We start from the raw sequence: 12,583 nt of genomic DNA on the forward strand, positions 1-12,583 counted from the left end.
GCAATGTGTAGATGTCTTTACAACCTGAGTATCAAGAGTGGCAGCAGATCCTCGATCTGATAAAACATAGCACTGAGTCAGAGCAGCATGAGATGTTGTTGACGATGTTATTAACCCCAGATGAGCGCGATGCTCTGGTGGCGCGCGTGAATATTTTTCGCGAGCTACTCAAGGGCGACTTGTCGCAGCGCCAAATCAGTCAGATGCTCGGGGTCGGGATTGCAACCATTACGCGCGGCTCTAACGAACTCAAATCAAAAAGCGACAGTGATAAGCAGCAAATTGCTCAACTACTGGATAAAAAATAGGCGGCTTGAGCATGCTATTTTTTATTTCGATAGGTTGGCTGGAAAGTGGTCGGGATTGAGGAAAGGAATCAAGGCTAAAATAAGGGCTTGGTGGTAAACCGAGCTGCGCGTAAGTAAGTTATGAGTAAGCAAACCGATCGCACCGCCTTTTTGTTTAATATTCTCAGTAGCAAACACTTGGTCCATCACATCGCCGAGTTCATTGGCGTACTCGAGCTTTTCTAACACCACTGGTGGCAACATCAGACTTGCCGAACGAGATTCACCCCGATGTGTGTGCGACTCGATGACCATCCAAGCAAAGGTGATATGACCTTCAATGCCCGCCTCTAGGCCAACATAAAAGTCGCCGTTTGGCTCTAATGCCTTAGCATTTTTAACCCGATTGAGTGCCCCTAAGTGAGTTTCCTCATTACCCATAGGCTGATCCGCAACGTCACTGGCGACATCCACGCCAATAAATTCAAACGATTGCTGGGCAAAACTCGCAGAAAATGCACTTTGTACTGCGCGTATTTTGGCGGGATTAAGCGAAGCGACAATAACCTTCTTCATGGACATTTCGATTTCCTTTTGTCTGACTGATGTTTGATTGTAACTCAGTTAACGTCAGCGGCGGTGAAAGATAGAACCCTTGCAGGTAGTCACATTGGTTTGAGGCTAGCCAGTGCTGCATCTCTTCCGATTCGATGCCTTCTGCGGTCACTAACATCGATTGTGAATGACACAAATCAACCAAAGGTTTTACCACTTGATGGTGTCCGGTTCGCAGTAAGGTTTCCAAGAACTGGCGATCAAATTTGATTTTTTGCACTGGGTATTCAAACAATTGAGTAATTGAGGTGTAGCCAGAACCAAAATCATCAATCGTTAAATTAAAGCCCATCTTAGATAGCTCATAGAGCAGTGGATGACTTTGCGAGTCAGAAGCGAAAGTTTCGGTGATTTCGAAATCAATCCATTCAGGGTTAATCGGGTACTGGGTCATCAGTTGGTGAATATCACGTGCGAGCTGTACAGAGTCAAGCTCGGCCGAAGACAAATTGATTGAGATCTGAATCGGGGTGGTAAAATTACGTTGAACAGCGGCGAAATCTTTAAAGGCTTGTTCGATTACCCAACGATCAATGGTACCAAACAGGCCAATTTGTTCAGAAATGGGTATGAACTCACAGGGAGTGACTTTGCCAAGATCCGGTGAGTTCCAACGAAGTAGTGCCTCAACGCCAACCACTTGCAGACCGCTTGCGTCAAAATAAGGTTGATAAAGTAAAGTGAACTGATTGGTCAGATCATGGCTACGTAGTGCACGTTCAATTTGCGTGCGGCGGAATACGATCGCATCTAACTCACTTGAGTAATGGGCAACCTGATTTTTTCCAGCTCGCTTAGCTTGATACATTGCAGTATCGGCACGTGATAATAGTTTGGTTAAATCTCTACCATCTAATGGGTAAGTCGCAATACCGATGCTGGCAGTGATAGGAAAATTACCAATCACTTCAGCGGTATGGTTTTGAATTGGCGCCAAGACTAAATCCGCCAATTCATCGGCATAAGTTTTACTGTGTTGTGCGGCAACAAAAATGGCAAACTCATCGCCTGATAGGCGTGACGCGAGGCATTGAATGGAATGTGTGTGTGCCATTTTTTGAGTAATTGCTGTGATATGGCGAGCAAAATTTACCAGTAAAGCATCGCCAATTTGATGGCCGTACTTATCGTTAACGTACTTGAAGTTGTCCAAATCAATATAGAGTATCCAAGCGTAAGGGGTTTGAGTCAGCTTACGTTCAACAAAGGTCTGGAACTGATAGCGGTTGGGAAGTTGTGTCAAATGATCGTTTTCTGCCATCGCCTTGGTTTTTTGATAGCTAGAGTCAAGCTCTTGGTACATATCATAAAAGCGAGCGGAAAGACGGCCTATTTCATTATTGCTGCCGAGACGCTCAATATTAGAGCGCTGACGTAATTCAACTTCGCGCAGTTGCCCATCGAGCTGAGTGATCGGTTTGATGACATGACGGCGAAGCAAGAAAAGAAGAATTAAAACCGTAGCCAACGATGAGAGTCCAAACGCGAGCAGAAGGTGCAGCTCTATTTGCGATAGTTTTTGCGTGATCAAGTATTGTGCGGGATCGAGCACGGCATGTAAATCAGGCTGAAGCTCAACCGACTGAGCGAGTCCGGAGGTCATTATTGGCTGTTTGGAAAAGAAAATGCTGCTGTCATTATCGAACTCAAGAATACGTTTGATCTGATCGAATTGCTCGAGTGACAGTGAAACCACAACAAAGAATACTTGGTCGCGATTGTAGCTAAGCGGTGAGGCTAAGGTATGGTTATCTAATACATCGTAGCGAATCAGAATACTCTGCCCCTGATAGCTTTTGGTATACCCGGTATGAGAAGTCGCGCCTGTTGTCTGATAGGTGGTTTGAATGTAGTTGAGTACATTTTGGTCTAACGTCGAAAAAGGATCGCTTTGATTATCAGAGTAGAAGCGAACGTGTTGCTCACCATCGACAATGGCAATACTAATGTCATCTCTTTGATTGGGCTGTAGGCTACGAATAGTGGTCTGTAAGGCCTCAATCAGCTTCATTTCCCTATATGGGTTGTCTAGCTGATGAAAGTAGTGGCGAATGATATCGCTTTTGGTCAAGGTTAACGAATAGCTGTTAATCAATGCAACAGACTGGCGAAAGTGACCCGCCAGCTTTTCCATCGAAAGTTGGAGGTAACTTTGCTCGCGCTTGATCAATGCTTCCTTCTGACTGATATAAATACTGTAGCTAGATAGGATGGCGCTGAGCAAAACAACGGGCGCGACCAGTAATAAAACCCTAGTGTTTAGCTTCATGACGTTTCAGTAGTTGATTAATTATTTTCGCTCGCAGGGCGATGTTATCTGCCGAGAGTTCGCTATCTATACGAGCTTTTTTTATGCGCTCAGGCTCAGGGAATAATGATGCATCATTCACATACCAATCGGGCAATAGTTTCATAGCACTTAAGTTAGGTGTTGCAGCTTTGATATTTTTTGCATTGATTGCAGCAACTTGCGGGCGCATAAGAAATTCCAGAAATGCTTTTGCCCGTGGCTTATGCTGTGAATAGTGACTGATGGCTAAACAGTCGACCCACACAAACAGTTCTCCGTCAGGAATGACAAAATCCCACTGGTCTTGCTGGTAGAAGCGGTTGAGTGAATATTGATCGCCGCTGTAAGCGAGCGCCATATCCATTTGTGATGCATCAGACTGGCTGCGGACGTAACTCAAAACATAATCATAGCTAAGAACATGCTGGTTAAACTCAATCAGGCTAGGGTAGGCATGCTTGAGTTGCTTGGGGTCATCCGTTATGGGCGATAAACCTAAGCTGTACAACACGGGTAAAAATGTTTCAGTACTGTCGTTGATCATCCCGATTCGGCCGCTCATTGAAGAGGAAAGATCCAGAAATTCTTGCCATGAGGTGGGGGGTGTATCGATAGCCGACTTGCGATAAGCGATGCCGACTGAACCCCAAAAATAGGGCACTGCATAGTCACCACAGGCTTGATTCCACATGGGAGCATTGTGCTCTCGTCCTTTCAGCGTGGAAAGATCCTCGAATGCGCCTAAACGGCCATATATTTGCGCTGAAACATTGTCTAATACCACGACATCGAAGGGCAGTTGAGGGTTGTTCATCATCAATAAGCTACGTTCGTCGTCATTGTCGAAATGGGAGAGAGACAATGAACTTCCAGCCTCTGATTGCCATTGTTGGAGAACAACAGGAGCTAGGGTATCTTCCCACATGAAGACATTAAGTGATGGATGGTCTGCGTGGACAGCACTAGGAATGAGAAACAAAAGAAATAGGAATAAAGCTCTCATACTGACTAACAAATACCTTATCGGAAGTAGAATGCGTATCAGAGTATGAGTGAGCTGACACCGAAACTAATATGCAACTTATTGTTTTTAATAGTATGGATATTAGTTAATAGTGTCAGCTAGTTAGTGACGGTTATTTGAGCCAGTTAACTTAATTACTGTAACTTAACTTGGGTCGGCTTCACATTTTCACTCGGGTAACAACCAAGTACTTTCAGGTGTTTGGTGATCTTGGTTAACTCAGCAAGGGCTTGTTGCATCTGTTGCGAGTCGAGGTGAGATTCCAAATCAACGTAGAACATCTCTTCCCAAGGGTTGCCCATAATAGGGCGAGATTCCAATTTGGTCATGTTGATATCGTAGCGTTGCAACACGAGCAAGGTTTCCACCAGTGAACCTGCCTGTTGGGAAGTCGACATGATTAAGGTTGTTTTTGCAGGGATCTGGGCGGACACTTCAACCGGTTTACGTGCGACCACAATAAAACGTGTGTGGTTTTCGGTTTGGTTAGCAATGTTGCTTTGTATTGGCTGCAATCCATACAACTTACCGCTTGAAGCATTACCAATGGCTGCGACATCGTCTCGATTCATCTGCTTCACTTTGAGCATGGCATCGGCGGTACTCGGACAGGATTCAAGCTTAACCCCATCAAGCTTACTCAAAAACTCACTGCACTGAGCGTGCGGCTGAGGGTGAGAATAGAGTGTTTTGAGCGCCTCGAGACGAATTTCTGATGTGGCGACTAAGCAGTGTTCAATTGGTAACGTTAACTCACCAACGATATAGAGCGTTGTGTGTTGCAGTAGATCGTAGACTTCGTTGATTGAACCTGAACTGGTGTTTTCAATCGGTAATACACCATAGTCAGCATGGCCAGATTCAACGGTATTGGTGACTTGCTTAAAATGTTCGCAGTTAAGTTCAATCAGCTCAGTGTTTTTACGGCTGAAGTATTCTCTACTCGCAAGGTGTGAGTAGGAGCCTTTTGAGCCGAGGAAAGCAACTCGAGCTAAAGGTTTGCGACTCAGTTCTGGGTTGGCAAGGTTTTGCAAATATGATTGCTGCAGTAAAACAGAGTCTTCAATAATGGTATGGAATAATTTGGTGATGTACTGAGCGTCTAAATTGTATTTATCGTGGCCATTATTGATAAGTTTAACCAACAGTTGCTGCTCACGCGTGGCATCACGTACTGGCTTAGAGGTTTTTACCTTACTTTTCGCCACTTCAATACTCATTTGACGACGTTCAGACAAAAGCTGGAGTAATTGGTCATCAAGCTCGTTTAGCCGAAGTCGAATTTGTTCAAGTGAGTATTTTTGGTCAGTCATCCTAATATTCCTCATAAAAAAAGCCTCCCGAGGGAGGCTTTCTGTTCGTTTTTGACTTATCTTTCGAAAACGAGAGCGCCTCTCCGGTTTAGTGGAGAAAAAATAAGTCGAAAAAGAACAGGACAGGTGTGCGCATAGTTATCTACTTAGTTATCAATCCTTAAACACAATAAGCAACCCACTATGGGGCGTCAAGCAAAAAAATAGCGCCTTGCAGCGCTATTTTTACTCTGAGTACTTATTGACTACTCAACTTCATCTTGCAGTTCATCTTCAAGCTCTGGCTTGTCAGTACGACGTGATTCAGGCTTATGACGCAATTTGTTTAGCTGACGTTCTAGTTTCTGTTCTACCTCGTTGACGGCAGCGTATAAATCTTCGTGAGTCGCAGATGCAACCAGTTGTCCTTTTGGCACAGTAATCACAGCTTCAAATTTCTTCTGTTTGTTTGGCTCCTCGCTGAAGCTTGCCTGACAACCGATAATGTCCACTTGCCACTTTTCTAGTTTTTGAAACTTGCTCTCTATATGAGTGCGAATTGCAGAGGTGATGTCGATGTTTTTGCCTGTGATATTTACTTTCATAGATAATTTCCTCTGTTTTCTCCCTCATGGGTTACGTTCAGATTACTTATCCATGGCTAAAATAATGTGATCTAAATCACTATTTTGTGGGTGTGTTTGAGAGTTAAATTCAAACGTGATCCAACTCAAAGAGTCAGTGAAATGAGTCACGAAAAAGCTTGTATCATGCTGAAAACAGATTAGATTGGTAGAGGTAACACACTAAAATTCAATCGTTTTTTAGAGCCTAGTTACGACCTAACAAAACAATTGCTTAGCTTTTAAGCTGCAATAAAATGTGAATGGAATACCTCAATCGGCACTATTTTATTTTCCTACCACTTATTGCCGTTCGATCACTACTAGAACGAGAGTTTACCCGTCCCTTACTTTGTCGAATATATAAATGGTTTGATAGATAATCGAACGTACCGATAAAGATTCAAGACATGTGCGCTGCAAAATGCTCCGCATCATACATCGCTTTATCCTATTTGTTTTAAATGACGTGGCAAAATAGTTGTTTTATCAAACGTTAAGATATAAAAACGCCTCTAGAAAAAGGCGTTTTTTTACTTTTAACAATGAGTTACTTAGGGTTGAGTTCGATCAGTTCTTGAGTTCGTTTTACGGCATCTTCTAAACCTAGCTGCTGGTAAGCTTGGAGTTGAATCTCGAGCGATTTACGCGCGGCTTCAGTATCCGGATAGGTTTTTTGCAACTCTTGAGTACGCTTAATTGCCGCAATCCAAGCTTCGCGACGCAGATAAAAATCTGCAGTAGCTAAGTCATATTCAGCTAAACGATTCTTCAAAGCGAACATACGTTTTTGTGCATCTTGGGCGTATGGACTCGCCGGGTAGCGTTCTAGCAACTTTTTAAAGTCACTAAAGGCGCTTTTGACCGGCTCGGGATCGCGATCACTACGATCTACATTAAATAAATCGTGCATAAAGTTGCGATCTTGTGCCATATGAGTGAGCCCGCGCATATACAGAACCCAGTCGAGCTTTTCGTGGGTTGGGTTCAAGCGTGTAAAGCGTTCAATGGTTGCAAGCCCGAGCGCCAAGTCGTCGTTTTTGTAGTATGCGTAGATTAAATCCAGTTGTACTTGCTCTGAATAGGCGCCAAATGGATAACGAGAGTCCAGCGCTTCTAATCTCTCGATCGCTGTCAGCCAATTACCACTTTGAAGCGAAATCTGTGCTTCTGAGTAAAGCTCAGATGGTGGCACGTCTGGAACAATCTCTTCGCTGCTTGAGCAGCCAACCAGTACAGATAGTGCCAACAAGCTAGATAAAGTGTGCTTTTTCATGTCAGGGTTCGATTCCTTGAGATAAATATTTCTGTTGCTCTCGTTACTTTCTATCCAGTAACGGATACAATGCTCGATATTATATTTTTCCACAGTAGAGACAATTAGTCTCACGGTTTTTAAAAAAGTTCGATATGGCTCAGCAGATTGAATTAACAAATACAGTAAAAGATAGCCAATTAGGCCAGCGCCTAGACCAGGCTATTGCCGAATTATTTGCCGATTTTTCACGTTCGCGACTCAAAGAGTGGCTAGTGGAAGGGAAGGTTCGAGTAAACGGCGAAGTGGTTACCAAGCCTCGCACCAGAGTTATGGGTGGTGAGGAAATTATTCTGCAAGCAGAGCTTGAAGATGAAGAGCGTTGGGAAGCGCAAGATATTCCATTAAACATAGTGTTTGAAGATGACGACATTATGGTGATCAATAAACCGCGTGGTTTTGTTGTTCACCCTGGTGCCGGCACGCCAGATGGCACTGTGCTCAATGCATTACTATACCATTACCCAAACATTGCCGAAGTGCCACGTGCTGGTATTGTGCATCGTTTGGATAAAGATACAACTGGCTTGATGGTTGTTGCGAAAACAGTACCTGCTCAAACGCGTTTAGTACGTGCTCTTCAGAAGAAGCGTAACTTTATTCGTGAGTATGAAGCGATCGCAATCGGTCGGATGACGGCGGGTGGTCGCATTGAGCAGCCTATTGGTCGACACTCGACAAAACGCACTCTAATGGCAGTCAGCCCAATGGGTAAACCTGCGATTACCCACTACCGTGTGGCAGAACATTTCCGTGAACATACGCGTATTCGTTTACGTCTAGAAACGGGGCGTACGCACCAGATTCGTGTTCATATGTCTTACCTTCAGCACCCGCTGCTAGGTGACACTGCGTACGGTGGCCGAGCGCGCATCCCAAGTGGCGCAACCGAAGAGCTGGCAGAGAAAATTCGTGGCTTTGATCGTCAAGCGTTGCACGCTGTGATGCTTAAATTTGAGCATCCGATAACTGGCGAAGAGGTTGAGTTTCACGCGCCAGTCCCTGACGATATGGTTGAAATGGCCGAAGCGCTGCGTCAAGACACGCAAGAGCACGGCTTGGAAGACGAATATTAATCATGCAGGTGATTATCCCCAACTGGCCCGCACCTAAAACGATCAAAGCGTTTGCATCGACACGATGCGATGGCTTTTCTCGTGGTGTATATCAAGGGCTTAACCTAGGTAGCCATGTTGGGGATGACTTAAGCACAGTGCAGAAGAATCGTGATTGGTTGACCCGACAGTCCGACATGCCATCGGCCCCTGTTTGGCTTAATCAGACTCATTCTACGTTGGTCGTTGAACAATCTGAGCTAACAACTCAGGTACTTGATGCTGATGGTGTCTCTACCCATATTCCAGGTGTGGTTTGTTCGGTGATGACTGCGGATTGCTTACCTGTGTTGCTGACTAATGTTCAAGGCACGCAAGTGGCAGCGGTGCATGCAGGTTGGCGTGGATTGGCCAATGGTATTATTGAAAATGCACTTGAACAGTTTGATGGGCAAGTCATGGCGTGGATTGGGCCTGCGATAGGACCTAGTGCATTTGAAGTCGGTAAAGATGTGCTAGACGCATTTGTATCCGCTCACCCTGAAGCTTACAAAGCCTTTACTTTGACCAGCAAACAAGGGAAGTGGTTAGCCGACATGAACCTACTTGTTCAACAGAGACTTAACCGTGCAGGAGTTGAACAGGTTTACTTCAGCAACCTTTGTACCTACACAGACTCACAACGTTTTTACTCTTACCGCCGCGATGGCGTCACTGGCCGACAAGCTAGTTTTATTTGGATAGACAACTAGTCGCTCCATTTCGATTGTTTTATTCTTCATCTTTCCCTTGAAAATCCCCTTCAGCGTATCCATCTTTCATACTGATTAGTTCATTTTCTCAGTTGAGGTAGGAAGGTAGATATGCGTCTTGATAGATTTACCAGTAAATTTCAAATCGCTATATCCGACGCTCAGTCGTTGGCGTTGGGACGCGATCATCAATATATCGAACCTGTGCATCTAATGGTGGCGCTCATGGACCAAAATGGTAGTCCAGTTCGCCCTCTATTAACTATGCTGGATGTCGATGTTACTCATCTACGTTCTAAGCTAAGTGAAATGCTTGACCGATTGCCTAAAGTCAGTGGTATCGGTGGGGATGTACAGCTATCTGGCTCAATGGGAACTTTGTTCAATTTATGCGATAAGGTAGCTCAAAAGCGCCAAGATGCTTACATCTCATCTGAAGTGTTTTTATTAGCGGCCTTAGAAGACAAGGGGCCTCTCGGTGCATTACTTAAAGAGCTGGGGTTAACGGAAGCCAAAGTAAGTGGAGCGATTGACAAAATTCGCGGTGGTCAAACGGTGAATGACCCGAATGCGGAAGAGTTACGTCAAGCGCTTGAGAAATTTACTATCGATCTTACCGAGCGGGCTGAGCAAGGTAAGTTGGATCCGGTTATTGGTCGCGACGATGAAATTCGCCGCACAATTCAAGTTTTGCAACGCCGGACTAAAAACAACCCAGTCATTATTGGTGAACCGGGTGTGGGTAAGACCGCGATCGTAGAAGGTTTAGCACAACGCATCATCAACAATGAGGTGCCAGAAGGTTTGCGTGGCCGCCGAGTGTTGTCGCTCGATATGGGCTCCTTGATTGCGGGTGCTAAATACCGTGGTGAGTTTGAAGAGCGCTTAAAGTCGGTGCTCAATGAACTATCAAAAGAAGAGGGCAATGTTATCCTCTTTATTGATGAGATTCATACCATGGTTGGCGCTGGTAAAGGCGAAGGGTCAATGGACGCAGGTAACATGCTTAAACCTGCATTAGCCCGCGGTGAGTTACATTGTGTTGGTGCTACAACCTTAGATGAGTACCGCCAATACATTGAAAAAGATCCGGCATTGGAGCGTCGTTTCCAAAAAGTGCTGGTGGATGAGCCTACAGTCGAAGATACCGTGGCAATTTTACGTGGCTTGAAGGAGCGATACGAACTTCATCATCACGTTGAAATTACTGACCCGGCGATTGTCGCTGCGGCGAGCTTATCTCATCGCTATGTCTCGGATCGACAATTGCCCGATAAAGCTATCGACTTAATCGATGAAGCCGCGTCGAGCATTCGCATGCAGATAGATTCGAAGCCTGAGTCTCTCGACAAGCTGGAACGTAAGATCATTCAGCTTAAAATCGAGCAACAAGCGTTAGGTAACGAACATGATGAAGCGAGTGAAAAGCGTTTAAGCACGCTTAACCAAGAGCTAGCCGAGAAAGAGCGTGAGTTTGCGGAACTTGAAGAGGTGTGGAATGCCGAGAAAGCAGCATTGTCTGGTACTCAGCATATCAAGTCTGAACTCGAACAGGCGAGGATGGATATGGAGTTCGCTCGCCGAGCAGGTGATTTGAACCGAATGTCAGAACTGCAATACGGTCGTATCCCTGAACTCGAGAAGCAACTGGACTTGGCAACACAAGCAGAGATGCAAGAAATGACATTGCTGCGCAATAAAGTCACTGATAACGAAATTGCTGAAGTGTTATCAAAGCAGACCGGGATACCAGTCTCGAAAATGCTTGAAGCAGAAAAAGAGAAACTGCTTGGCATGGAAAATGTGCTGCACAACCGAGTGATTGGACAAGCTGAAGCTGTTGAAGTGGTGTCCAATGCCATTCGTCGTAGCCGAGCTGGACTATCTGATCCGAATAAACCGATTGGTTCCTTCTTGTTCTTAGGGCCAACTGGGGTCGGTAAAACTGAACTGTGCAAAACACTGGCTCATTTCATGTTCGACAGCGAAGACGCCATGGTGCGGATTGATATGTCGGAATTTATGGAGAAGCATTCAGTGGCTAGATTGGTTGGCGCGCCTCCGGGTTACGTCGGCTATGAAGAGGGAGGTTACTTGACCGAAGCGGTGAGACGTAAACCTTATTCAGTTATCTTGCTCGATGAGATAGAAAAAGCACATCCAGATGTGTTCAATATCTTACTGCAAGTGCTCGATGATGGACGTTTAACTGACGGTCAAGGTCGTACGGTAGATTTTCGTAATACAGTGGTGATCATGACATCGAACTTGGGGTCAGCGAGAATCCAAGAAAGTTTTGGTACGGTTGACTACCTCGGCATGAAAGAACAAGTGATGGAAGTGGTGAGTCAACATTTCCGTCCAGAGTTCCTCAACCGAGTTGATGAGAGTGTGGTATTCCATCCGCTAGCTAAAGACCACATTAAGTCGATTGCTTCTATTCAGTTGCAGCGATTGGCTAAGCGCATGGAAGAAAAAGGCTACATTCTTGAGGTGTCAGATAAAGCACTTGAATTAATTGCTCAAGTTGGTTTTGACCCTGTCTATGGTGCAAGGCCGTTAAAACGAGCAATTCAAAATAGTGTAGAGAACCCTCTAGCGAAAGAGATTCTCTCCGGTACGATTGTTCCTGACAAACCAGTCAAACTTGTGGTGAGCAACGATCAAATCTTAGCGCACCAATAATAGCGTTCTTTAAACCATAGTTAAGGGCTCCGAGAGGAGCCCTTTTGTTTTCTTTTTAGACGGCTTGGTGGTTTAGTGAGCAAACGAGCTTGAAAGAACGTTTTTTTCTATTTTAACTATTGTGCTTTGTCGAGAACTGCCTATAATCCGCTTCCGTTGTCACGGGAAACCGAGCTGAAAAGTAATGACAACCAAGACGGTGAAAGTTAAGCAATAACTTTCGAAGAAATAGCAAAAAAAGTGTTTGACACTGAATGTTATCTCGATAAAATAGCCGTCCGTTTTGAGCAAGGCTCAAACAACGCTCTTTAAAAATATAGACCTATCAATCTGTGTGGGCACTCGTTGATGATAATCCAATACGTTATTGCTTAGGCAATGACCGTTTCTTCGGAAACACATTGGGTTCAATGAACTGAGTGACCAATACGAATAGCTACTTGTAGCTATTTGGCACAGTCAATTCATTATCATTCTGTTGGAATGATAATAGCTTTAAAATTACCGTTTACTTTCGAGTAAGCGCAGTTTTGAAGTCAGTATTCATTGAGCCGAAAAAACTTAAATTGAAGAGTTTGATCATGGCTCAGATTGAACGCTGGCGGCAGGCCTAACACATGCAAGTCGAGCGGAAACGACAACATT

General features: G+C 44.7%; 10 protein-coding genes, 1 rRNA gene and 1 other annotated feature. Of the genes, 5 read left to right on the forward strand and 6 right to left on the reverse strand.

Going from position 1 to position 12,583, the window contains the following annotated elements:
* Window positions 1-11 precede the first annotated feature (11 nt).
* Window positions 12-308, forward strand: coding sequence for a trp operon repressor (trpR, locus tag BS19_RS05855; protein ID WP_038173953.1), 297 nt, complete (start codon window positions 12-14; stop codon window positions 306-308).
* Window positions 309-329: 21 nt separating this feature from the next.
* Here the strand turns inward: trpR and yjjX are convergent, their stop codons facing one another.
* The 6 genes from yjjX to BS19_RS05885 form a co-directional block, all read right to left on the reverse strand.
* Entirely contained in the window at window positions 330-869 is a 540-nt protein-coding gene (gene yjjX, locus BS19_RS05860) for an inosine/xanthosine triphosphatase (RefSeq protein ID WP_038173954.1), read from the reverse strand.
* Window positions 835-3,171 carry a putative bifunctional diguanylate cyclase/phosphodiesterase gene (locus tag BS19_RS05865; protein WP_038173955.1) on the reverse strand — a complete coding sequence of 779 codons (2,337 nt, stop codon included), beginning with the start codon at window positions 3,169-3,171 and terminating at the stop codon, window positions 835-837. The genes yjjX and BS19_RS05865 overlap by 35 nt, the downstream gene beginning before the upstream one ends.
* Window positions 3,155-4,195: a polyamine ABC transporter substrate-binding protein gene (locus BS19_RS05870; RefSeq protein ID WP_038173956.1), complete on the reverse strand. Its 1,041-nt coding sequence runs from the start codon at window positions 4,193-4,195 to the stop codon at window positions 3,155-3,157. Before BS19_RS05870 ends, BS19_RS05865 begins: the two co-directional genes overlap by 17 nt.
* A 155-nt stretch (window positions 4,196-4,350) precedes the next feature.
* The gene (gene pheA / locus BS19_RS05875; protein WP_038173957.1) at window positions 4,351-5,529 is read right to left on the reverse strand and encodes a prephenate dehydratase; all 1,179 of its coding nucleotides are present in this window, start codon (window positions 5,527-5,529) and stop codon (window positions 4,351-4,353) included.
* Window positions 5,530-5,542: 13 nt separating this feature from the next.
* Window positions 5,543-5,663: a sequence feature (Phe leader region), on the reverse strand.
* A 111-nt stretch (window positions 5,664-5,774) separates the two neighbouring features.
* A complete protein-coding gene (gene hpf, locus BS19_RS05880; RefSeq protein ID WP_038173959.1) occupies window positions 5,775-6,113 on the reverse strand; it encodes a ribosome hibernation-promoting factor, HPF/YfiA family in 339 nt (112 codons plus the stop codon).
* A 568-nt stretch (window positions 6,114-6,681) separates the two neighbouring features.
* A complete protein-coding gene (locus BS19_RS05885) occupies window positions 6,682-7,407 on the reverse strand; it encodes an outer membrane protein assembly factor BamD (protein WP_038173961.1) in 726 nt (241 codons plus the stop codon).
* 134 nt (window positions 7,408-7,541) lie between these two features.
* Here BS19_RS05885 and rluD point away from each other — a divergent pair, with 134 nt between their 5' ends.
* The 4 genes from rluD to BS19_RS05905 form a co-directional block, all read left to right on the forward strand.
* Window positions 7,542-8,522 (forward strand): 23S rRNA pseudouridine(1911/1915/1917) synthase RluD, encoded by a 981-nt coding sequence (rluD, locus tag BS19_RS05890; protein WP_038173962.1) that lies wholly within the window; start codon window positions 7,542-7,544, stop codon window positions 8,520-8,522.
* Between the two features lie 2 nt (window positions 8,523-8,524).
* Window positions 8,525-9,253: a peptidoglycan editing factor PgeF gene (gene pgeF / locus BS19_RS05895; RefSeq protein WP_038173963.1), complete on the forward strand. Its 729-nt coding sequence runs from the start codon at window positions 8,525-8,527 to the stop codon at window positions 9,251-9,253.
* Between the two features lie 111 nt (window positions 9,254-9,364).
* Entirely contained in the window at window positions 9,365-11,938 is a 2,574-nt protein-coding gene (gene clpB, locus BS19_RS05900) for an ATP-dependent chaperone ClpB (RefSeq protein ID WP_038173966.1), read from the forward strand.
* 563 nt (window positions 11,939-12,501) lie between these two features.
* Window positions 12,502-12,583 (forward strand): 16S ribosomal RNA (locus tag BS19_RS05905); the annotation flags it as partial.

The organism is Vibrio pacinii DSM 19139 (assembly GCF_000711795.1).
GTDB classification, from domain to species: Bacteria; Pseudomonadota; Gammaproteobacteria; order Enterobacterales; family Vibrionaceae; genus Vibrio; species Vibrio pacinii.

Excerpts from the sequence above, each read along its gene's own strand:
- trpR (WP_038173953.1), top strand. The coding sequence starts at position 12 with ATGTCTTTACAACCTGAGTATCAAGAGTGGCAGCAGATCCTCGATCTG.
- yjjX (WP_038173954.1), bottom strand. The coding sequence starts at position 869 with ATGTCCATGAAGAAGGTTATTGTCGCTTCGCTTAATCCCGCCAAAATA.
- BS19_RS05865 (WP_038173955.1), bottom strand. The coding sequence starts at position 3,171 with ATGAAGCTAAACACTAGGGTTTTATTACTGGTCGCGCCCGTTGTTTTG.
- BS19_RS05870 (WP_038173956.1), bottom strand. The coding sequence starts at position 4,195 with ATGAGAGCTTTATTCCTATTTCTTTTGTTTCTCATTCCTAGTGCTGTC.
- pheA (WP_038173957.1), bottom strand. The coding sequence starts at position 5,529 with ATGACTGACCAAAAATACTCACTTGAACAAATTCGACTTCGGCTAAAC.
- hpf (WP_038173959.1), bottom strand. The coding sequence starts at position 6,113 with ATGAAAGTAAATATCACAGGCAAAAACATCGACATCACCTCTGCAATT.
- BS19_RS05885 (WP_038173961.1), bottom strand. The coding sequence starts at position 7,407 with ATGAAAAAGCACACTTTATCTAGCTTGTTGGCACTATCTGTACTGGTT.
- rluD (WP_038173962.1), top strand. The coding sequence starts at position 7,542 with ATGGCTCAGCAGATTGAATTAACAAATACAGTAAAAGATAGCCAATTA.
- pgeF (WP_038173963.1), top strand. The coding sequence starts at position 8,525 with ATGCAGGTGATTATCCCCAACTGGCCCGCACCTAAAACGATCAAAGCG.
- clpB (WP_038173966.1), top strand. The coding sequence starts at position 9,365 with ATGCGTCTTGATAGATTTACCAGTAAATTTCAAATCGCTATATCCGAC.